The organism is Pseudomonas iranensis (genome assembly GCF_014268585.2).
GTDB classification, from domain to species: domain Bacteria; phylum Pseudomonadota; class Gammaproteobacteria; order Pseudomonadales; family Pseudomonadaceae; genus Aquipseudomonas; species Aquipseudomonas iranensis.
This window is the reverse complement of the sequence record NZ_CP077092.1, coordinates 4,510,901-4,533,727: the sequence shown is the minus strand read 5'-3', so window position 1 is coordinate 4,533,727 and position 22,827 is coordinate 4,510,901. Positions and strand designations below refer to the sequence as shown.

16 protein-coding genes and 1 pseudogene are annotated in these 22,827 nt (G+C 54.6%); 11 read left to right on the top strand and 6 right to left on the bottom strand.

Features of this window, described 5'->3' with window-relative positions; translation table 11 throughout:
• The first annotated feature begins 11 nt into the window (after positions 1 to 11).
• The 8 genes from HU724_RS20335 (at position 12) to HU724_RS20300 (ending at position 12,068) form a co-directional block, all read left to right on the top strand.
• A complete protein-coding gene (locus HU724_RS20335; protein ID WP_186567815.1) occupies positions 12 to 935 on the top strand; it encodes a glycosyltransferase in 924 nt (307 codons plus the stop codon).
• Positions 932 to 1,885, top strand: coding sequence for a UDP-glucose 4-epimerase family protein (locus HU724_RS20330; protein WP_186567817.1), 954 nt, complete (start codon positions 932 to 934; stop codon positions 1,883 to 1,885). Before HU724_RS20335 ends, HU724_RS20330 begins: the two co-directional genes overlap by 4 nt.
• A 399-nt stretch (positions 1,886 to 2,284) precedes the next feature.
• Positions 2,285 to 3,277 carry a glycosyltransferase family 2 protein gene (locus HU724_RS20325; RefSeq protein WP_225927638.1) on the top strand — a complete coding sequence of 331 codons (993 nt, stop codon included), beginning with the start codon at positions 2,285 to 2,287 and terminating at the stop codon, positions 3,275 to 3,277.
• Positions 3,278 to 3,391: 114 nt separating this feature from the next.
• A complete protein-coding gene (locus HU724_RS20320; RefSeq protein ID WP_186567821.1) occupies positions 3,392 to 4,210 on the top strand; it encodes an ABC transporter permease in 819 nt (272 codons plus the stop codon).
• Positions 4,197 to 5,507: an ABC transporter ATP-binding protein gene (locus HU724_RS20315; protein ID WP_437180364.1), complete on the top strand. Its 1,311-nt coding sequence runs from the start codon at positions 4,197 to 4,199 to the stop codon at positions 5,505 to 5,507. The genes HU724_RS20320 and HU724_RS20315 overlap by 14 nt, the downstream gene beginning before the upstream one ends.
• Positions 5,504 to 9,760: a glycosyltransferase gene (locus tag HU724_RS20310; protein WP_186567825.1), complete on the top strand. Its 4,257-nt coding sequence runs from the start codon at positions 5,504 to 5,506 to the stop codon at positions 9,758 to 9,760. The genes HU724_RS20315 and HU724_RS20310 overlap by 4 nt, the downstream gene beginning before the upstream one ends.
• Positions 9,761 to 9,857: 97 nt before the next feature.
• Entirely contained in the window at positions 9,858 to 10,868 is a 1,011-nt protein-coding gene (locus tag HU724_RS20305; protein ID WP_186567827.1) for an MraY family glycosyltransferase, read from the top strand.
• Positions 10,869 to 10,973: 105 nt separating this feature from the next.
• A complete protein-coding gene (locus HU724_RS20300; protein WP_186567829.1) occupies positions 10,974 to 12,068 on the top strand; it encodes an acyltransferase family protein in 1,095 nt (364 codons plus the stop codon).
• A gap of 89 nt (positions 12,069 to 12,157) precedes the next feature.
• Here the strand turns inward: HU724_RS20300 and HU724_RS20295 are convergent, their stop codons facing one another.
• The 5 genes from HU724_RS20295 to HU724_RS20275 form a co-directional block, all read right to left on the bottom strand.
• Positions 12,158 to 12,553, bottom strand: a complete 396-nt coding sequence (locus tag HU724_RS20295; protein ID WP_186567831.1) for a GtrA family protein — start codon at positions 12,551 to 12,553, stop codon at positions 12,158 to 12,160.
• Positions 12,550 to 13,506 (bottom strand): WxcM-like domain-containing protein, encoded by a 957-nt coding sequence (locus HU724_RS20290; RefSeq protein ID WP_186567833.1) that lies wholly within the window; start codon positions 13,504 to 13,506, stop codon positions 12,550 to 12,552. The genes HU724_RS20295 and HU724_RS20290 overlap by 4 nt, the downstream gene beginning before the upstream one ends.
• Entirely contained in the window at positions 13,503 to 14,438 is a 936-nt protein-coding gene (locus tag HU724_RS20285) for a glycosyltransferase family 2 protein (protein ID WP_186567835.1), read from the bottom strand. Before HU724_RS20285 ends, HU724_RS20290 begins: the two co-directional genes overlap by 4 nt.
• A gap of 1 nt (position 14,439) precedes the next feature.
• Entirely contained in the window at positions 14,440 to 15,549 is a 1,110-nt protein-coding gene (locus HU724_RS20280; protein ID WP_186567837.1) for a DegT/DnrJ/EryC1/StrS family aminotransferase, read from the bottom strand.
• 212 nt (positions 15,550 to 15,761) lie between these two features.
• Positions 15,762 to 17,906, bottom strand: coding sequence for a glucosyltransferase domain-containing protein (locus tag HU724_RS20275; protein ID WP_186567839.1), 2,145 nt, complete (start codon positions 17,904 to 17,906; stop codon positions 15,762 to 15,764).
• 357 nt (positions 17,907 to 18,263) lie between these two features.
• Here HU724_RS20275 and HU724_RS20270 point away from each other — a divergent pair, with 357 nt between their 5' ends.
• From HU724_RS20270 to fabF, 3 genes are all read left to right on the top strand, one after another.
• Entirely contained in the window at positions 18,264 to 20,258 is a 1,995-nt protein-coding gene (locus tag HU724_RS20270) for a polysaccharide biosynthesis protein (RefSeq protein WP_186567841.1), read from the top strand.
• Positions 20,259 to 20,368: 110 nt separating this feature from the next.
• A complete protein-coding gene (locus HU724_RS20265) occupies positions 20,369 to 20,704 on the top strand; it encodes a ComEA family DNA-binding protein (protein ID WP_186567843.1) in 336 nt (111 codons plus the stop codon).
• A gap of 205 nt (positions 20,705 to 20,909) precedes the next feature.
• Positions 20,910 to 22,184, top strand: a complete 1,275-nt coding sequence (gene fabF / locus HU724_RS20260; protein WP_186567845.1) for a beta-ketoacyl-ACP synthase II — start codon at positions 20,910 to 20,912, stop codon at positions 22,182 to 22,184.
• Here the strand turns inward: fabF and HU724_RS20255 are convergent.
• Positions 22,181 to 22,738 (bottom strand): annotated as a pseudogene (locus tag HU724_RS20255) (TetR/AcrR family transcriptional regulator). The gene fabF and the pseudogene HU724_RS20255 sit on opposite strands and share 4 nt — an antisense overlap.
• Positions 22,739 to 22,827: the final 89 nt, after the last annotated feature.

The following is a 22,827-nucleotide window of genomic DNA, read 5'->3' as shown; positions in this document are numbered from 1 at the left end:
TCAGGATTGGCATGCCAGTAGAACATCCCAAGGTTGCAGTGTTGCTGGCGGCCTTCAATGGCATGCGCTGGATCGAGGAGCAGTTGGCTTCGATCCTCAAGCAGTCAGCCGTCGATGTGACCGTTTACATCAGTATCGACCCCTCCACTGACGGCACCGAAACCTGGTGCACGGACTATGCCGCGCGCCACACTCAGGTCATCGTCCTGCCTGAAGCCGGCAGCTTCGGAGGGGCCTCGCGTAATTTCTTCAGGCTGATTCGGGATGTGCCTGTCGATGAATATGACTTCATCGCCTTCGCTGACCAGGATGATGTCTGGAACATCGACAAGCTTGATCGCGCGACCCAAGCGATCAGGTTGCGCCAGGTTGACGCCTACTCCAGCAATGTCACGGCCTTCTGGGCGGATGGGCGATCTTGTCTGCTCGATAAAGGGCAGCCGCAAGTTGCCTGGGATTATTTGTTCGAGGCCGCCGGTCCGGGTTGTACCTATGTCATGAGCCGTCGACTGGTGGCGCAGTTGAAGGTGTCGATGCTCGCCAATTGGGACGAGTTGCAGCAGGTTAGCCTGCATGACTGGTATTGCTACGCCTACACTCGCAGTCACGGCTTTCGCTGGTTCATCGATCCGCTGTCATCCATGCAATATCGCCAGCACGAGCAAAATCAAGTGGGGGCGAATACCGGCCTCGGCTCATTGCTCAGTCGGTACAAGACTATTCACGATGGCTGGTGGTTTTCCCAGGTGCGATTGATCGCCAGGCTGGTGGGGGTCGCGGACGATGCGTTCGTGCGTGGCTGGTTCCCGTTAGGTCGCAGACAGTTACTAAGATTGTCACTGAGTGCCCGGCATTGCCGGCGTCGAACGAGGGATAAGGTGTTTTTCTTCTGTATTTGTTGGGCCACTGCGGTCATTGGGAAAAAAGCTGAATGACGAAGCGCCGGGTATTGGTTACGGGAGCCACCGGATTTGTCGGTGAGGCAGTGGTTTTTCGCATGTTGCTGGACAAGGTGTATTCGCCTGTTGCCGCCGTGCGCGGTGAAAGCCGCTTAGGCGGTTTGTGTGACGTGGTCCGTTTCGACTTGAGCGAAAGCGTTGAGCTGCCGACATTTGTACAGATTGATACAGTGGTCCACTGTGCGGCTCGCGTCCATGTGATGAGTGATAGCTGCGTCGATCCTTTGGCAAAATTTCGCGAGATCAATGTCCAGGGCACAAAGCGCCTGGCTCGCGAAGCGGCTGAGGCGGATGTCAGACGTTTCGTCTTCATCAGTTCGATCAAGGTCAACGGTGAAGCGACATTGCCCGGAATGCCCTTCAAGGCTGACGATCAGCCCGCACCTGTCGATCCCTATGGTATTTCCAAGTGCGAGGCGGAAGAGAGCTTGCGTGAAATCGGTCGTGAGACCGGCATGGAGATTGTCATCATCCGGCCGCCGCTGGTGTATGGCCCGGGTGTAAAAGCCAACTTTCTCAGCATGATGAGCTGGTTGCACAAAGGCTTGCCGTTGCCATTGGGGATGTTGCGAAATCAGCGCAGTCTGGTGGCGCTGGGCAATCTCGTGGACCTGATTGTTACCTGTATTGCGCACCCCGCAGCGGCGAATCAGACGTTTCTGGTCAGCGATGGCGAAGACCTGTCTACCACTCGGTTGCTGCGGCGCATGGCGGCGGCTCTGGATAAGCGGGCCCTGTTGTTGCCTCTGCCGCAACTGCTGCTGCGAGCTGCTGCACAATTGGTGGGTAAAGGGGACATGGCGCAACGACTTTGCGGTTCACTTCAGGCCGACATCGATAAAACACGCTTGCTGTTGCAGTGGTCGCCTCCTGTTAGTGTCGACAAGGCCTTGAAGGTCACAGCGATGCATTACCTCGATCATTGATCAATTCGCGTGTCTCTTTCTCGAATGGGGTTGAAGGTGCCGGGGATAGCGGCCGCCGATCTGCAAGTGCCAATTGGCAGAATGCCACCCCTTTTGCCAATGCGGGACGCTTGATACCCTAAGCACCCCCCAAACCAATTGCAGCTTTGCCGGGTTATTGAAGTTCAATCCAAGCGGATGGGATTTCTATTTTCCGCTGCTGTGAGTGTCCGACCATATTTCCTGCGCGATATCACCGGGCTATCAAGTGGCTTTGACTCATTGTTATAATCGCGAATTTTGCGCAGTCGGAGCGGCCCATGAGAAGAGCATGTAAGACTTGCCCAATGATAGGGCGCAGTTTGATGGCGGGCGAATCAATCCCGCCATTATTTTATCCTTAACGCAATGGAGTGCTCGGTGGTAGTCCCTCTTCCGCAAGCTATTCAGACAGGCGATTTACCTTTCCGAGAGCCGGGTCAAGGTTCGCACGCTTCGCGCGTCACAATCCTCATGTGTACTTACAACGGTGAGCGTTTTCTGTCTCAACAACTGGATTCCATTGCTCGTCAAAGTTTTCAGAATTGGGATGTCGTGGTATCGGATGATGGCTCAACCGATGCCACTCTGGACATATTGCGCCAATACGCCGAGGCCTGGGGCGAAGGCAAGCTGACTGTCCGGCAAGGCCCGAAGCGAGGTTTCGCTGCGAACTTTCTGTCGCTCGCCTGTGTGGCGCCCGCTCAGTCCGATTTTTACGCATGGGCCGATCAGGATGATATCTGGCAAGACGCCAAACTGGATATTGCTCTCAAGTCGCTACAGCATCTGCCGACGAACATTCCAGCGTTGTATTGCGCGCGTACTGAATTGATTGACGATACGGGAATGGTGATTGGCTGTTCGCCATTGTTCGCACGGCCGGCCAGTTTCGCCAATGCATTGGTGCAGAGCCTTGCCGGTGGCAATACCATGGTCTTCAACCGTTCGGCGCAAGTGCTATTTCAGGAGGGGGGGCCGCATCTCGATATTGTCTCCCATGACTGGTGGGCCTACCTGTTGGTGACGGGTACGGGTGGACAAGTTGTCTATGATCCTGCCCCGACCATCTTTTACAGGCAGCACGATACCAATCTGATCGGTTCCGACATGGGGGCGCGTGCGCGTTTGGCAAGATTGCGCATGATGTTCAGCGGGCGTTTCAAAGGATGGAACCAGAGAAATATCATTGCCCTTGAATCGGTCCGGACACGGTTGAGCAAAGAGAATCAATTGACGCTGGACCTGTTCAATAGGGCCCGAAAATCCCGAGGAGCGGCTCGATTCCTCTGGTTGAGAAGATCAGGCGTCTATCGACAGACCGTGTGGGGCAGCCTGGGATTGATGCTAGCCGCGGCCATTAATCGAATATGAACATATTCGCGCCGGAGGACGCTTTAGGAGTGTCCTGCAGGCACGTCAGCAGTATTTGAGCGATAGAATTTTTGATGTGGTTCCTCTCCCTGCGTTTTTTTAGGTGTGTGTTTAATGCGTAATTTTTCAATTTCGCCGAGGGAATTGCTCGGTAGTTTGTGGCGCAATCGCAGCATGATCGGAGCACTGGTGCAACGAGAGGTTGTCGGGCGCTATCGCGGGTCTTTCATGGGGATTCTGTGGTCGTTCTTCAATCCGGTCTTCATGCTGGTTGTGTACACGTTTGTATTCAGTGTCGTTTTCAAGGCCCGTTGGAGTGGTGGCAGTGATTCCAAGACAGAGTTCGCGCTCATCCTGTTCGCGGGGCTAATCGTATTCAACCTGTTCGCCGAGTGCTTCAATCGCAGCCCGACATTGATTCTTTCCAACGCCAACTACGTCAAGAAGGTGGTCTTCCCGCTGGAGATCCTGCCGTGGGTAACCGTGGGCTCCGCACTGTTTCATATGGTGATCAGTCTGATCGTGTGGCTGATTGCCTATGTCTTTCTGTTTGGTACGCCACATCTCACGGTCTTGTTGTTCCCGCTGATCATGTTGCCTCTGGTGTTGTTGATCATGGGATTGACCTGGGCCTTGGCATCGCTCGGCGTTTATTTGCGTGACGTTGCGCAATTCATCGGGATCCTGACCACTGTACTGATGTTTCTATCTCCCATTTTCTACCCGGCCAGTGCATTGCCTGAAAAGTATCAGCACCTGCTGATGTTGAACCCGCTCACGCCAACCATTGAATACGCGCGCGAAGTGCTGTTTTGGGGGCGGATGCCAGATTTCACTGTTCTGGGCATTTATTTCGCAGGCTCGCTAGTGGTCGCCTGGCTGGGCTTCGCTTGGTTCCAGAAAACTCGAAAAGGATTTGCTGATGTCATCTGAGATTGCCATCAAAGTTCAGAATCTCAGCAAATGCTACGAGATTTATGACAAGCCCCGTGATCGTCTGCTGCAGATGCTCAGTCGCGGCAGGAAGAAATATTGCCGCGAGTTCTGGGCGCTCCACGATGTCTCATTCGAGATCCGTAAAGGCGAGACCGTCGGGATTGTCGGCAAAAACGGCAGTGGCAAGTCCACGCTGTTGCAGATTCTCTGCGGGACGCTGAACCCTACCGGCGGTACTGTGGAAACGCACGGCCGGATCGCCGCGTTGCTTGAACTGGGCTCGGGTTTCAATCCCGAGTTTACCGGGCGAGAGAACGTTTACCTGAACGCAACTATCCTCGGTTTGAGCAAAGATGAGATCGATGAAAGGTACGATGCAATCATCGAGTTTGCAGACATCGGCGAGTTTATCAATCAACCGGTAAAAACCTATTCCAGCGGCATGCTCGTGCGCCTGGCGTTTTCCGTTCAAGCACAGGTCGAGCCGGACATTCTCATTGTTGACGAAGCGTTGGCCGTGGGTGATGCGAAGTTCCAGGCACGCTGTTTCGATCGCTTGAAGAAGCTAAAGGAAAATGGCACCAGCATTCTCCTCGTGACGCATTCAAGTGAGCAGATCGTGACTCACTGCGACAAGGCATTCCTGTTGAATGACGGCGTGCAGTTAGAGCAAGGCGAGCCACGCAAAGTAGTCAATCGCTATCTGGATCTGCTGTTCGGCAAGACCCAGAACTCAGTGGTGACGGAACTCGAGCCTGCTGCCGACGCACCGGAAACGTATCACACGCCTGAGGGCGGGATGGACGTGTTTGATACTCACCCCAACTACAATCCCAATGAATATCGTTGGGGTGATCGTGCAGCAACGATCATCGACTTTCATTTAAGCGCGGATGGCCAAGAGTATCCCGTCGCTGTCGACACCGGGTCGAAGCTCAAGCTGGCCGTGTTCGTCAGATTTGATACCGATCTGGTTTGCCCTATCCTCGGCATGACCATCAAGACCAAGGAAGGTGTTACCGTTTACGGCGTGAACAGTGAAACGCTCGACTCTGCGGATTTCCGTGCCTTTGGTCGCAAGGGCGATATCGTCGAGGTCGAGCTGTCGATTGCCTGCGAACTGGCTCCGGGTGACTACTTCATTTCCCTTGGTGTTTCGACCAAGGACGGTGAGGAAGTGACTCCACGTGATCGCCGTTACGATTCTGTGCACCTGCAGGTGCGGCCGACAGACAAGTTTTTTGGGCTTGTAAATCTAGATTCGAGCATTCGTGCCAAAAAGGTTACAAATTGAATACTTTACTGACGCAAGCGGGCTATCAACTTAACGAAGAACTCAAGATCTGGTCGCGGCCGGATTATGCGAGTATCAATTACAGTGACGGCGATACCACCGAACTGCGCATCAAGTACTTAATAGACAAGGCGCGTGATGTAAGCGTTTTTTCCGATGAGCTTCGTGGCTGGTGCACGGATTGGCCGTCGCTTTATTACTTATCCAGTACTCGCGCGAACTTGTTGCGAGTGTTCGACGCAGATCTTCGCGGTGACGTCCTGGAGATTGGCGCTGGCTGTGGCGCCATCACCCGCTATCTGGGCGAGCAGGGCGGAAATGTCCTGGCGCTGGAGGGCAGTGCCCGCCGTGCCAGCATTGCCCGTGCGCGTACCAGAGACTTGCCGAACGTATCGGTATTGGCCGAAACCTTCGAAAGCTTCCAGATTGACAACAAGTTTGACGTCATAACGCTAATCGGTGTTTTTGAATACGCCAACCTGTTCGTTTCGGGTGAGAATCCGGGCGCGAACATGCTTGAAAAAGTCCGCTCGCTCTTGAAGCCGGATGGTTTGCTGATCATCGCCATCGAGAACCAGTTGGGTCTCAAGTATTTTGCGGGCGCACCGGAAGACCATGTTGTTACACCGATGTTCGGTGTCGAGGGTCGCTACAACAGTGCGACCCCACAAACCTACGGCAAGCAGGCGCTGGCTTCGCTATTGTCCGGTGCCGGCTTCTCGTCCAACGAATTTTTTGCTCCATTTCCGGATTACAAACTGCCGGTTTCGATTGTCACGGAAGAAGGTTTTGTCGACCCTGATTTCGATGCCGCGGCTTTTGCCTGGCAAAGCGCCCAGCGCGACCCGCAATTGCCTGAGCTATGTACGTTTTCGCTCGAGTTAGCGTGGCCGCAGATCTGCAAGAATGGTTTAGGCATGGACATGTCCAACTCCTTCCTTATCGGTGCTTCGCCGGGTGCCCGTAGAACCCTCGATAAAGGAACGCTCGCCGTTCACTTCAGCAGTGACCGCCGCGCTGAGTTCTGCAAGAGCTCCTCGTTCAAAAAAGGTGCCGACCGCTCAATTAGCGTTCATTACGAGAAATTGGCCGAGACACAAGTGGCGCCAGCGGTGGACTCCATCGTCGAATTCAAACTGACGGCGTCAGAGCCTTATGTCAAAGGACAGGTTCTCTCGACGAAGTTGATCGAGATCGTCAATGCCGAAGGCTGGACTTATGCTCAGGTTGGCGTATTCCTGAACGGCTACGTGGACATACTAAAAAATATTTCCGGTGAGCAGCCGGGGAATGATGGTTTGTTGCCGGGGCATCTGTTCGATGCCGTACCGCAGAACATTCTGATTGATCAGCAAGGTGCGCCTCATCTGATCGATAAAGAGTGGTCGCTGACGGCCGGTTTGCGCGTCGAATTTTTGTTGTTCAGGGCGCTGCGGCAATTGCTTGGATCGGTGACTCGCTTCAGCCCATGTGCTGATTTCGCTACAGCCACTTACAAGGAATTCGTGTTTGCCGCTTGTGCGGCGGCTGGCTATTTGATAGACGAGGCAGATGTTCGCCAATTCCTGTCGCTGGAAGCCTCTGTACAAAGTGCCGTCAATGGTCGCGAGCCAAGCGAGTTTCTAACCTGGGAAGAGGATCGCCGGGTTGTCGTCGACAACTTGTTGATGGCTTTCAACAAGTCTCAGTCCGCCTTGGCTACAGAAACACAAGCGCTGGACGCTGCCGGACGAGAAATTGAAAGGATTCAGGCTGATTCTAAACAGATCAAGTTCGAACTTCAGTCCGAGCTTGAGAGCCTTCAGTCGGAACGCTACCGTTTGTCTGTGCGGCTGGCCGAGAGTGAGGCGGCTTACAACGATGTGATCCATTCGAACTCCTGGTTCATCACCAAGCCGATCCGTTTTGTCGTTCGTTCGTTGCGTAATGGTAAAAAGGCACTGCGCAGTAACGTGGAATGCTGCAAGCGCGCGGCCACCGTTTATCTGCGTGACCAAGAGATCAAGGCTCCGGTAGCGGCAGGCAAGAGTTACATCGTCGAGGCGCCAATCGTCCGTGCCCGGTCCGTGACTGTGATCTTGCCTGTCTATAAAGGCATCGAGATGACCAAACGCTGCATCGAAGCTGCCATGCCGGGCATTCTTTCGATGGCGGGTTCAAAAATCATTGCGATCAACGACTGCAGCCCGGATGCAGGTATGCTGGACATGTTGCTCGAGCTCGAAACGCAATGGCCAGGCTTGCTGACGGTTCTGGACAACCCGAATAACCTGGGCTTCGTGAAAACCGTTAACCGAGGCATGCGCCAGGCTGGCGAAGATGACATCGTGTTCCTGAATAGCGATGTGATCGTTCCGCAAAACTGGCTGGAACGACTCACCGCAGAAGCCTACAGTGCACCGAATATCGGTACGGTGACGCCGTTTTCGAATAACGCGACCATCTGCAGTTTCCCGGCCTTCCTGTACGAAAACGAGCAGGCGTTCGGGTTGGATGTCCATCAGATCGACAAAGTCTTTGCCGGTGCTCGACTGCCAAATGTGAAGGCGCCGACCGGTGTCGGCTTCTGCATGTACGTGCGCCGCGATTGCCTGGACGTCGTGGGCTTGTTGAACGAGGAAAAATTCGGCCGTGGTTATGGCGAAGAAAACGATTTGTGCCAGCGTGCCCTCAAAGCTGGCTGGTTCAACGTCATAACTCCGAACCTGTACGCGTTCCATGAAGGCGGTGTCAGTTTTTCCTCGACCAAGCAGGAGTTGATCGAGAATGCCTTCAAGGCCATTGTCGACCTGCACCCGGACTATCACCTGGATATTCAGACGTTCATTGCTGAAGATCCGGTCAAATTGGTACGCATCAATCGTCTGGTCCAGTTGCTGTCGATACTGGATCGTCCCAAGATCCTGCAGGTTTCCCATGAGGCGGGGGGCGGGGTCAAGCAGCATGTCGAGGAACTGAGTGAAGCGCTTCAGGCCAATGCCTACAACCTAATTCTCACGCCGCGTAAAGGTACCGGCGCCGTCTCGCTGTACATGGGCACATTCCCAGGGGCAGACGAACTGGTATTCCGTCTTCCAGAAGAACTCCCGATGCTGGTGGACTTGCTTAAAGGATGCGGTGTCGGATTCGTCCATTTCCATCACACTCTTGGGTTGAACCCTGCCCTGTTCGACCTTCCGGCGCAGCTGGGGACTGAGTATGCATTGACGGCCCACGACTTCTACTGGATCGGTGGCAACCCGACGTTGACCAACGAAGCGGGTGTTTTTCCTGGCCAATATTCCGATGACTTGCTTAATCCTGCGTTCCCTCTGCCCGATGGTGTCTCGGCAGCCGCGTGGCGAGATCAATTGAGAGGCTTCATCGAAAACGCGAAAACGGTTGTTTTCCCGTCCGAGTACACGCTGTCGCTCTACCAGCAACACTATGCTCTGCAACGTCCGATCGTGGCGCTGCACGTTGAAGAGAAACGACCTGTCAGTTCTGCGGTGGCGGCGATCAGTGCCAAGCCGCGGTACACCGTCGGTGTGCTGGGTGCGCTGGGCAAAGAAAAAGGTGCTGATTACCTTGAGCAACTGGCTGAGAAGGCGAAGGCTGCAAGTGCGCCCTTCGACTTCAAGCTGCTTGGGTTCGCCTATCGGGAGTTGAGAGGCGTTTTCACCACCGGGAAATACGATGCCGCTGACCTTGCGCGTTTGATGGCGGAACATGATCTCGACTTGATCCTGTTTCCTGCGCAGTGGCCGGAAACCTACAGCTACACGCTCAGTTATGCGCTTCAGTCGGGTTTGCCGATCATTGCGCCGGATATCGGTGCATTCCCCGAGCGTCTGGCCAGCCGTGAACATACGCTCGTATACCGTTTTGGCATCGAGCCGGAAGAGCTTCTAGGAGCGATGAGCGCATTTGTGAAGTCGTCTGTTGCGGGAGACTCCGTCCTGGCACCGTCACGTGGCCAAAGCCTGTTGAATGCTGACTTCTACGATGTCGATTATTTGCAACTAGTGAAAAGCGATGTACCGCGCCAGGAACACCTCGGTTTCCTGGAACTTCCTGCTGCAAGTGCTTCGGCAGCTGAGTACGAAGCGCCGTTGACCACCCGGGAGATCGCGCTGCTCGCTCTCTGGACGTTGTACCGCAAGCCTGGCATGCAGCGACTCAGTCGTGCGGTTCCTTATGGTTTGCGTCAGAAAATCAAGAGAAAGCTGAGCAAACGTCCACTTCACGAAATTGTCGACCTGCACAAGAACTGAGCCGGTTGTGCCCCTTACCGCTGAGTTTCAGCGGTAAGGGGCAGAGTATTTTTGACGCAATGTCGAATTCGAGTTTTGCAAAGGAGCCACTGGGCTTATGAGTAGCGTTTGGCTTGTGCCAGTGGTTTTCGTCAGTGCCTTCATTTTAACGGCGCTATTGCGCCGCTATGCCTTGTCCAAAAGCCTTATCGATATTCCCAACGACCGGAGTTCGCACACGATTCCGACCCCAAGGGGTGGAGGCGTGGCGATCGTGGTCACTTTTCTGGCTGCGCTTTGTCTGTTGTTTGTAGGAGAGTTGATCCCCACAGGACTGTTTGTCTCGGTGATGGGGGCCGGGGCGGTGGTCGCGATCATTGGTTTTATGGATGATCATGGCCACATCGCTGCCCGCTGGCGGCTCTTGGGGCATTTCGTCGCGGCTGCATGGGCGCTCTATTGGCTGGGAGGTTTGCCGCCGATTCATGCGCTTGGGCAGGTGTTCGATCTGGGGTGGGTCGGGTCGGCATTGGCGGCTTTCTATCTCGTATGGATGCTTAATCTCTATAACTTCATGGACGGTATCGATGGGATCGCCGGTGTCGAGGCGGTCACGGTTTGCCTGGGTGCATGTCTGCTGTACGCGTTGGGGGCCGATGCCCCGTTGATTGGGTCGACTCTACTGCTCGCGGCCGCTGTGGGCGGATTCCTGGTCTGGAATTTCCCGAAGGCGCGAATCTTTATGGGCGATGCTGGCAGCGGCTTTCTTGGCCTGATTCTGGGCATTCTTGCGCTTGCGGCCAGTTGGGTGTCATTCGAGCTGTTTTGGGGATGGCTGATCCTGCTGGGCGTTTTCATCGTCGACGCGACGTTTACACTCCTGCGCCGACTGCTTCGCGGCGAGAGGGTCTATGAGGCCCATCGCAGTCATGCCTATCAGTTCGCTTCGCGCCGATATGGCAAGCATTGGCGTGTCACGGTTGCAATCTGTTTGATCAATCTGCTGTGGTTGCTGCCGATTGCCGTAGGCGTCAGTCGATTCTGGCTGGACGGGGTGACAGGGCTCATCCTTTCTTATGTCCCTTTGATATTTCTCGCCTTCAAGTACCAAGCGGGAATGGCGGAGTAAGCTTGAGCGGCAGATAATATTGCTTTCGTAGGGCGAAATTATCCTGCCGCACTTACGTGATAATATGCGCGCGCCGAATATAAGGTGCCAAAACGAGTTCGCGTAATGATCAATTTCAAGCAGCCAGCAACATCACTCGGCGACATGGTAAAGCTTCGTACTAACAATTTTGACTTGATCAGATTGTGCGCCGCGCTGGTCGTCCTGATAACTCATAGCTTTGCCCTAACAGGTAAATCGCCTGGAACGTGGTTCAACATTTTTATGGGGTATGAGCCCGGAAGCCTCGCAGTTAGTGCTTTTTTTGCGATCAGTGGTTTTCTGATTGCCGGTTCTTTGGAGCGGCGGACATTCACCGAATACTGGCAGGCACGTGCTTTGCGCATAGTACCGGCTCTGGCGGTTACCTCGTTTGTCACCGCATTGATCTTGGGCCCGATTTTCACGGCACTGCCACTTGGCGAGTATTTCCAGGACTCCGGCACCTATCGTTATCTGACCAATTCGATTCCGTATCAGACAGCGTTCGTACTGCCTGGCGTCTTCATGGATGTAACCTATCCACAGACGGTGAACGGTTCGTTATGGACGATCCCGATCGAAGCGTTCTGCTACGTAGCTCTGGCCGCCATTTTCTTTGCCGGGCGTAAAACCTTCTCGCTGGTTGTGCCGGTAATTGTGTTGATCTCGGCATTCTCTATCTGGTTGTTCTTCCATGGACCCATGGCACCGAGAACGCTTTTCGGCACAACTCCAGTAATGCCGGCCATGCGTTTTGGTCTGATTTTCCTGGCGGGTACCTTCCTTTGGAAGTACAAGGACATCGTGCCGTTCAAAGGCAGTATCGCGGCAATGTGTCTGGTGATCCTGCTGATCGGATCACGATTCAATTACAACGATCTGGCGCTATTTATCGCGTTGCCTTACTTGCTGATGTACCTCGCTTATCGTCGTCCTGTCTGCGTTGATGGCATGCGCAAGCTTGGCGATCTCTCCTACGGTACTTATCTATTCGCTTTCCCGATCCAGCAGGCATTGGTGTCGATCTCTCACAAGTCTATCAACGCCTGGTGGCTGGCGATTGCCGCCAGTGTTGTTTCCATGAGTCTGGCCTGGCTCTCCTGGCGGTACATTGAAAAGCCGTCCATGCAGTTCAAAAAGAAGTTCTCGGCACCGGCGGTGCTTGAAAAAACAGCCTGACCTTCAGGTATAAAAAACCCGGATTACCGAGTTTTTTTATGTCTGTTGATCGCCAAAACAACTGTTTTGGCTGGATGTCTACGGGTTTTTCAATGCGCTGGCGTTCTCCCCTTCACAAACACTAGCCTGCTCAGCACAAAGGTCAGCGGCAGCGTGAGTGCAATTGCTGCCAGCGGCGCCAGGTAATCAGGAAGCGAGAGCTTCTTGACCCATAGCCAGACAATGAAAACACCCAGGATGTATTGAGCCAGGTAGACAAAAGGGAACAAAAGGGCGGACTTCAACCCTTGGTGCTCTTTGAATACGAAGAAGCGACTGAGCAGGAACGCGAGAAAAATCCCGCAGACGTAACTGATTGAGTAACTCCAGATATAAGGCAGGAAACTCAATAAAGCCAAGTACAGAATGTACGTCAGTGCAGTGTTGAGTCCTCCAGTCAGGAGGAACCGGACAAACTTGATCTCCAGCAGTTTTTTCAGCTTCATTCCGGCGAAACTGCCTGCTGTTTCTTCTCGATCAGGAACTGATCGTAATCACGGATATAGTCATCGGCCATGTAGTGTTCCGAAGCGAAGACCAGCAGGACAGCGTCCGCCGAATACTTGTACTGAATCCCCCAGGTCATCGCTGGCAGGAAAAGGCCCAGCGTGTGGTTGTCCAGAACAAACTCCTGGCGATGCTTACCGTTGTCGGCAACGACATGTACGGTGCCTTTGACCGCTACCAAAAACTGGTGGCATTCGCGGTGAGCGTGCTCGCCACGGGTTTCCGCCGTTGGAACATTGGTCACGAGAAAGTAACGCTTCACTTCGAACGGCACATCTTTACCGCATTCGCCAACGCTGAGGCTACCGCGCATATCGACGGCTTCCATCATGCGGTGCAGCGTGACGCCGCAAGGGTAGACACCCGATTTGCCGACCTCGACCGGATTTTCCACCAATGCACCATCGGTAGGTTTGGCATCGACGTAGCCGATGATTTTTGCCGGGTTGCCGACCACAATGGCATTGGGTGGAACCGATTTCGTGACGACTGCGCCCGCGCCGACCATTGCCGAAGTACCAACGATGATGCCCGGCAGAATCGTTGAGTTGGCACCCAAGGAGGCACCTTTGCGAATAATGGTGCGGGAGAAAGCTTCCGGGTAAACCTTGCTGCGCGGGAACTTGTCGTTGGTGAATGTGACATTCGGTCCAACGAAAACATCGTCCTCAATGGTGATGCCGTCCCAGACCTGCACGCCGCATTTCAGTGTCACGCGGTCACCGATGATGACGTCGTTCTCTACGAACACGTTGTCGCAGATATTGCATTCGGCGCCGATCCGGGCGTTCGGCAGAACATGGGCAAACGCCCAGACTCTCGAGCCAGCGCCAATAGTGGACGATTCACAAATCGCACGGTCGTGAACGAAAAAATCCCGTGAATCACTCATTTATTGGCTCCAAACTCAGAAACTTTCATAGGGATCGCCAGTGGGCGCCCTTTTGTATTTTCATAGGTGCGCCAGGCATACGAACCGATCACGCCCAGTCCCAACAGATTCAGGCTGCCCAGCAGCGTGATGGTGAACAGGGTCATGGCATAGCCTGGCACGTCGATCAGTCCTCCCAACTTGGCTAGAACGACACTGAAGCCATAAAGTGCAGAAAGCGCCGACCCCACGGCGCCGATCCGGATCAACAACCGGATCGGCAGGTCGGTAAAAGAGAAGACGCTGTCCATCAGGTAATTGACCTTCTTGCGCAGCGTCCAGGCAGATTTTCCGTGCTCTCTGGCCACCCGGGAATAGTGGACGATCTGACGGCGGAAGCCGAGCCAGAAAATCTGGGCGATCAGCGAGCTATGCCGCTCTTCAAGCTTCAGCAGATTGTCGCGAAACTCCAGATTGCAGCCAAACATATCGACACCGCCGGCCGGCATTTCCGGAATCACGTAGCGTTTATATAGTCCCCAGAACGTTTTCGACGCCAGCTTTGACAGGAACGGATCCTGACGGCTTTCTCGCACGCCGACGACAACATCGACGGGCTCGGTATTCAGCACTCGATTCATGGTCAGAACCAAGCTCGGTGGTTCCTGCAGGTCGGCAGCCATGACAGCGAACGTCGTGCCTTTACCGTGCTGAAGGCCGGTTCTGATCGCCATGAAAGAGCCGAAGTTCTTCGACAGTAGAATCAGCTGCGACGCGAAATTTTGCAGTGGCAGGCTGTCGCGCAGTATCTCATACGAGCGATCCGGGCTGCCATCTACAACGAACACCACTTCCAACGCTCCGTGAAGCTCGACATTCAAGTTGTCGACAGCCTTCAACAGTGAAGGGAGTGATTCTTCGTTGCGATAGACCGGAATGACGAGCGACAGCACGTTAAGTCCTCTGCTTGAAGTAGCTGTTGACCACTTCAATGACGCGGTCTACCTGAGACTCTGTCAGCCCTGGGAAGCAAGGCAGGGACACGAGGCGAGAGCACGCCGACTCGGTAACCGGCAGGTCGAATTGCTCGGTCAACGTGTAGGCAGTCTGCCAGTGATCGGGTACTGGGTAATGAACATCGGTGCTGACGCCTTGCTCTTTCAGGTACTGGGTGAAGGCCTCTCTGTCCGCTACACGCAAGACGAACAAGTGTGCGACAAAATCGCTTTCCAGGCTGAATGGAAGTATTACGGGCAGGCTTTTGAGCCCCTGATTATAACGGCGAGCGATATGCCGGCGTTGTTCATTCCATTGGTCCAACAGAGGCAGTTTGACGCGAAGAATAGCAGCCTGCATTTCGTCGAGACGGCTGTTGCGGCCAAGGGCTGTGGTGACGTGATACTTGGTCGACCAGCCATACTGCCGCAGCGTGCGCAGACGTTCGGCAATTTCGGCGGAGGACGTAACGATTGCCCCGCCATCACCCAGAGCCCCGAGATTTTTCGTCGGATAAAAGCTGAAGCAGGCCAGATCGCCAAAAGAGCCACACTGTCCTCCGGATGATCGTGCGCCATGAGATTGAGCGCAATCTTCCAGCACCGCCGCACCTGCCACCTTCGCCATTTGGGCAAGCGTTTCGATTTCAGCCAACTGACCGTAAAGGTGGGTGACGATCACGACTTTAGCCGGTTTGGACAGGGCTTTTTTCAGTGAGGCGGGGCACATAGTCAGAGAATGTTCGTCCACATCGACATACACCGGCTCGGCGCCCACAGCCCGAATAGCCGTGCTGCTGTAGAAACCGGCATTGGCCACGGTAATGACACGATCTCCCGGGCCTACGCCGAGCCCAAGCAAAGCGATCTCCAATGCTTCGGAGCCATTGGCGACGGAGATGCAATGCTCAACGCCTACATAGTCGGAGAATTCGCGCTCAAAAGCTTTGACCTCCTCGCCCATGATGTACCAGTGTCGATTGACTACCCGCATTAGGGGTTCGGAGAAGTCGATGCCTGCGTTCGCCGCGGCTGCAGAAAACAACGGAACGGTTTGATTCACTTCCATGATTTATCCAAAAATATAGGGCGGAGCACTTGATGATGGGCGAAATGTTACTACAGATGTTGCTGCGTATGTCGGGCCAATCCACGCCGTTCGTAAGTGGCGTGCATTGGTTCAAAGTGGCTGTCTTCAACATCTCGAGTGCATTTGTGTTGCGCAGAGTGGAGCTCCGAGGAAGCTCCCTCGGAGCTCCACTCGCGAGGGACTTCGATAGTCTATTGGTGCTTGGCGTGGGTCGGGTCTGGTTTTTCTGACAGCTTGATCAGGTAGACACCATTATCCAAGCGAACAGAGCCTGGCGCAGGCCAGACGGGCATATTCTTGAACTTCGGCGTCAGCCCGATACGAATTGTCGGGTGCAGAGCAAATACATTGCTGAAACCGAGCAGTTGCATATATTTGAGCATCCTGTTGGCGTTGCCCTCATCCCAGTCGAAGAACGAAGCGCTCATGGTCGAAGAGTCGGGCGATGGATATCGGCTACTGAAGGAAAGCTTGCCATATAGATCAACCGGTGCCCGGGCTTCTCGATCAAAATGAGGGTCAACCTCTGCTATTCGGGCATAGATGGCTTCTGCCGTGAGGCGGTCGTGGGTGGTCGCCAGAATGGTGCTGGCGGCGTACTGACTGTTGATGGTTACCATTTGAAAGACCAGTACTGAGGTCAGTATGAGCCCCAAAACCTGGAGAGAGCCTCGTTTTTCAAGAATGACAATGACGCTGAGCCACGTGATGAAAGACACCGCCAGCATGGAGCGCATGGGGAGGAAGGTACCTCCGGTGACAAAATGCAGCAAGAAAGGCGAGAGTAGCAGGGCGCCGATAAACAGCGTCATGCGAGCGGAGGAGATCAGCGTCTTTTGCGTAATCAGAAGCACTGTGGCAATGCCTAGGACTACTGTGGAAATGAAAAAGCTTACGCCGAAGCTCTGCACCGACCCCCCATAGATCTTGAACATCTCGTTGACGGTCAATCTAGTGATCTGCAGAGGGTTTGCGAGTAGTTCGTCTATTTTCAGGAAGCTGTCCAGATATCCGTAATTTACCGGATAAAAGTGCTTCGCGACTTTGTTGAAAAATGCATACAAAATTAAACCGCTCAAAAAAACAGCGACCAGTGCAGCAATCCGTTTAACAAGCGACAGGGAAGCTGTTGATGGTTCGTTGGCTTTGTCTTTGGCGATAAAGATGACGCTGCCGATCGCGACTACCAGATAGAACATTGCCAGCGACTGATAGGCGCCGATAGCCAGTGAGAGAAAGATGCTGGCGCCGGCGAACTGGAGTATTCGGCTTCGATTGAATCGGCCGCAAAGATTTATACGAGATGTGATGTATACGGCCACGGACAGGCACAATACGCCAAGACCGGTTGATGGCAAGTTTGAGTAGAACTCGCCAATGAACCACCAGACTGGGTGCGCGACAAATGCGCAGTATCCGAGCGTTGTGATCCAGCTAAACTTCAGGTTGTGTGCACGTAATATCACCATGTAAGACACGGCGAGGCAGATATAAAAGAACAGATTTGGAGCGAACGGCATTACCGGCAATGGAAAAATAAACTTTTCTACCAGAAACGCAGTCCATCGCCCATCCGAGATCCAGACTGCAGGATCTGTTCGAAAGGCTCCAACCTCGTCATCAACTGACAGTAGGAAGTGGCTCATGGGAATAAGATTCAGAACAATCCCGACGCCCAGCAGTGCTGAAAACTCTGTTGGCGAGAAACCGTCTTTTTTTATCGCGCCTTTCAAGCGTGCGATCCAGCCACTTTCACGCTGGGCATAGTCAAGAATGGCCGCGTGCCAGTTGATCCATATGACGATGGCCAATGCAATCAATGCCGCCAAGGTAAGAGCCATGCCAACTCTTACTTTGTCCAGATGTGCGCTGTCTATGTGAATGGTGATCTGGGGGTCTGTTGAACCCGCCGGCGCAATAAAGAAAGTGCGGTTGTTGCGAATACCCTTTTGCAGTTGAAACGATGGATTCACATTTTCCATCGGGATGACTGAGTGATACGCGAGCAAGTTGATACGCACCGATGTCAGGTAGAAATCTCCCGCTTTTTCGAATGGGTCCCAACGCAGGTCATCGTCATAGATTGGCAGGCTGAACTGAAATGCTGTCCGGGACGCGTCAAGTTTTGTATAGGAGGAGTTTTGCTCGGTAAAGGGTGACAGCCTTTTGTAGAATAACTGTGATTTTTCTGCCGGAAATTCAAGAGTTTCAATTTTCAGCGTAGGCGTTAATATCGGGCTTTTCAGCAGTAACCAGGTCAGAGCCAGCGTCAGGATGACGACCAGGGCGGTTGATTTTACAAGTGTCTTTACTTTTATCCTGAACCTGGTGTGCATAACGTGTGCTCACTTCCCTATACTTTCTGATTGTTGATTGTGCTGGCACGCGTAAAGCGGGGGACCTCAGGCTGCGGAAACTGCCCAGTTGTTCCCTCAGGCACGGAGTCGGCCGCAAACGCGCCGGGGAGTATACCTGCTCACTTGGCCCGTCGCAGTAGCTGGGCGGCAGGCAGCGATTGAAATATTAACGGCTGACCGGAGAAGTCGGTGATGGGGTCTGAGTCCTTGAAGGTGGATACATGACGCGAAAGTCGCTTTGTCCGGCTGTTTTTTCTGTAACGAAAGCCCTCACCTCCGTACAATGTCAACCGCCGATTCAACCCAAGGGAGTAGGCCAGATTGGTACAAGGGAGTATGAACAGAATGCGCGAATTCTTACTGGGGTTACCGCGTCGACAGAAGCGATTGATTCAGGTGTTGACCGACGTGGGCCTCGTCTGGCTGGCGTTGTGGTTGGCGTTCATCGTCCGTCTGGGCATCGACGAGATGGTCAATCCGTTCAAAGTGCACTTGTGGCTGTTCGTCTGCGCTCCCATCGTGGCTATCCCGCTGTTTATCCGGTTTGGCATGTACCGGGCAGTCATGCGCTATTTCGGCAACGACGCATTGGTGGTGATTATCAAGGCAGTCAGTCTGTCTTCGTTGATTTTGGCGCTGGTCGTATACTGGTACAGCAATCACGAAGCGGTCGTACCGCGCTCGATTATTTTCAATTATTGGTGGCTGAGCCTTGTAATCATCGGCGGACTGCGCCTGTGCATGCGCCATTATTTCATGGGCGACTGGTTCACCGCCGCCCAGCATGTTCCGTTCACCAATCGTGACGACGGCCTTACCAAAGTTGCGATTTATGGGGCGGGTGTTGCCGGCAATCAGTTGGTGGCGGCGCTTCGGATGGGGCGAGTCATGCGCCCGGTAGCCTTTATCGACGATGATCCGGGGATCTCAGATCGCTCGATTTCCGGCCTTCAGGTCTACAAACCCAAACATATCCAGCAGATGATTGATGTCACTGGGGCTCAGGAGATTCTGTTGGCCCTGCCATCATCTACACGTGCCCGGCGCCGGGAGATTCTGCACCTGCTTGAAGGTTTTCCCCTGCACGTGCGCAGTGTTCCCAATTTCACTGATCTGGCCAGCGGTCGGGTGAAGGTCGAAGACATCCAGGAAGTCGATATTGCCGACTTGTTGGGACGCGACGCGGTGCCGGCTCAGCCTGATCTGCTGGAGCGGTGTATCAAAGGCAAGATTGTCATGGTGACCGGGGCAGGAGGATCCATTGGGTCTGAACTGTGTCGACAGATCTTTTCCTTGCAGCCCACCACACTTCTTTTGTTTGAACACAGCGAGTTCAACCTTTACAGCATTCTCTCGGAGCTGGAGCAGCGGGGCTGTCGTGAGTCGGTATCGGTCAAGCTACTGCCGATCCTCGGTTCGATCCGTCATCAGGACAAGCTCCTCGATGTGATGAAAACGTGGAAGGTCGATACGGTTTACCATGCGGCAGCTTATAAACATGTGCCGATGGTCGAGCACAACATCGCCGAAGGTGTTCTGAATAACGCCATCGGCACCCTTAACACCGCTCAGGCGGCTTTGCAGTCTGGCGTTTCAAACTTTGTATTGATCTCGACCGACAAGGCCGTCCGTCCTACCAACGTCATGGGCAGCACAAAGCGTCTGGCCGAGTTGACCCTTCAGGCTTTGAGTCGTGAGATTGCCCCCGTATTGTTTGGGGATCGTTCCAATGTCTCCCGAGTCAACAAGACGCGCTTCACCATGGTGCGTTTCGGTAATGTACTCGGATCGTCGGGGTCGGTGATTCCGTTGTTCCACAGCCAGATCAAATCGGGCGGACCGCTGACGGTCACGCATCCCAAGATCACCCGCTACTTCATGACCATCCCCGAAGCCGCACAATTGGTCATCCAGGCTGGTTCCATGGGGCAGGGCGGGGATGTCTTCGTTTTGGATATGGGTGAGCCGGTAAAAATCGTCGAGCTGGCGGAAAAAATGATCCACCTATCCGGCTTAAGCATCCGTTCCGAGCGCAACCCGCAGGGCGACATCTCCATCGAGTTCACCGGTTTGCGCCCGGGCGAAAAACTCTACGAGGAATTGCTCATCGGGGATAACGTCGCAGCGACATCGCATCCGATGATCATGAGCGCAAATGAAGATCACCTTCCGTGGGACGTTCTGAAAGCCCGCTTGGATGAACTGCTGAAAGCCGTTGAAGCCGACGACTACACCCGCGTCCGCCAGCTCCTGCGAGAAACCGTCTCCGGCTACACCCCCGATGGCGAAATCGTTGACTGGATCTACCAGCAACGACGTCTTGAACCCTGATTGTTTCACATCCTGTAACTCTCACATTTTTGACTTCCCTCCATCATGACCTACGTTTGGAGAGCAGCTTGGGAAAAGCTGCTTTCTAAAACGATGATGGAGCGTCACTTATGCGTACCGGTTATTTCTACTCACTGATTTTTGCTTTCCTCACCAGCGCCTCGATCGCTGCGATTGCTGCGCCTGTAGTGCCCACCGAGACAACAAAGGCGCCTTTGCTGATGGATGCGGCTGCGCCTTCGGCAAGCGTGAAGGTTGATCTCAATGGCGCGGATGCGGCGACTTTGCAGAAGGAGTTGGCGGGTGTGGGTGAGGCGAAGGCGCAGGCAATTGTTGCGTATCGGGATACAAACGGGCCGTTCGCGTCGGTGGATGAGTTGTTGGAGGTGAAGGGGATTGGTAAGGCGATTCTGGATCGCAATCGTGAAAAGCTGGAAGTGAACTAAGCTGACAGTTCAACGCCGAGAGGCCGGTCTTTGACCGGCCTTTTTATTGGGTGCTGATCGGGTGGATGCCTGAACGCTGAAAATTACGGGTATCATATTGCGCCTTGATTATGCCTATAATAATTTCGCTCGGGACTGATTCGGCAGCCGAATCGCAGCACACCGGTGCACGTCGAATTTTGAATTGATAAGGGGTAACCACGGTATGAACCAACGTCGAGTCGTCGTCACGGGCATGGGCCTGGTTTCACCCTTGGGCAGTGATGTTGAAATCGTCTGGCAGCGTTTGCTGGCCGGTCGTTCCGGGTTGCGCAACTTGCCCGATGCAGTCGTGGCTGATCTGCCGACCCGGGTCGGCGGCAGTGTGCCGACGGTGGAGGAGGATGCCGAGGCCGGGTTTGATCCGGATCGTGCGACGCCGCCCAAGGAACAGAAGAAGATGGATCGCTTCATCATGTTTGCCATGGAAGCGGCGCGGCAGGCGCTGGAGCAGGCCGGCTGGCATCCAGCCGACGCCGAAAGCCAAGAGCGTACCGCAACAATCATCGGCTCGGGTGTCGGTGGTTTCGGTGCGATTGCCGATGCGGTGCGTACCACCGACAGCCGTGGCCCCCGGCGTTTGTCGCCGTTCACCATTCCATCGTTTCTGGTCAATCTCGCGGCGGGTCATGTGTCGATCCAGCATGGCCTCAAAGGGCCGCTTGGTGCGCCGGTTACCGCCTGTGCCGCAGGTGTTCAGGCGATCGGCGATGCGGCGCGGTTGATCCGAGCGGGTGAGGCGGACATTGCCGTATGTGGCGGTGCGGAAGCTTCGATTGATCGTGTCAGTCTGGCCGGTTTCGCCGCCGCGCGGGCGTTGTCCAGCGGTTACAACGACACCCCTGAGAAAGCTTCGCGTCCCTTCGACAGTGGGCGCGATGGTTTCGTAATGGGCGAGGGCGCTGGTCTGCTGGTCATCGAGTCGCTGGAGCATGCCTTGGCACGCGGTGCGACGCCGTTGGCCGAACTGGTCGGCTACGGCACCACTGCCGACGCCTATCACCTGACCGCCGGTCCGGAAGACGGTAGCGGCGCTCGCCGGGCGATGCAATTGGCACTGGCTCAGGGCGGTGTGACGCCGGATCAGGTGCAACACCTCAATGCTCATGCGACGTCGACGCCGGTCGGTGACCTGGGCGAGTTGGCGGCGATCAAGGCGTTGTTTGGCACGCAGAACAAGATCGCCGTAACGTCGACCAAATCCGCCACCGGTCATTTGCTCGGCGCGGCGGGTGGGCTGGAGGCGATTTTCACGCTCTTGGCGATTCGTGATCAGCTAGTGCCGCCAACGCTCAACTTTGAAAACCCGGATCCAGCGAGCGAAGGGGTGGACATTGTCCATGGCGAGGCGCGGTCGATGGCGATCGAATATGCATTGTCCAACGGCTTCGGTTTTGGCGGGGTCAATGCGAGCGTGTTGTTCAAGCGCTGGGAGGGTTAACCGCTCGATTGCTTGAGATGTTCGCGGGTGACGTCGAGGATGCGCTGGGCGAAGTCAGCATCCGCGACGCTGCGTGACAGCAGCAATGCGCCAGCCAGGGTCGCCATGATGACAATGCTGCGATCGCCGATGTTCTCGCCTTTGAGCGTGCCCTGAATTTGTCCGAGGCGAGCATTGAGGACTTCGTCACTGGTGGGGCTTGGCTGGCCGCGCAGGCCCAGCTCCGAGGAAATGGTCAGCAGCGGTCAGCCTTCGTGGGGCGAGGTCTGATGCCACTCTGACAGGTAGGTGTCGATGAATACTTGCAGAGGGTTTTCCTGCGCGAAGATTTCTTCGCACAGGCCCGCGACTTGCTCGCCGGCCTCTTGCAGGGCTTTTTCGACCAGTTCTTCCTTGGATCTGAAGTGCGAGTAGAAGCCGCCATGGGTCAAGCCCAGGGCTTTCATCAAAGGCTGCAGGCCGGTGGCGCCGATACCGTCCTTGCGAAATCGGGCGGAAGCTTCCTTGATGATGCGTTGATGGGTCTGGGCTTTGTGATCTGGCGAGTAACGCATGTGGAGCTCTCCGCGACGATGCTGCCATCTTAACCACGGAAGATTAAATGGTGACTGTACTTCTAAAATCTAAACAGCCTGTGGGTAAG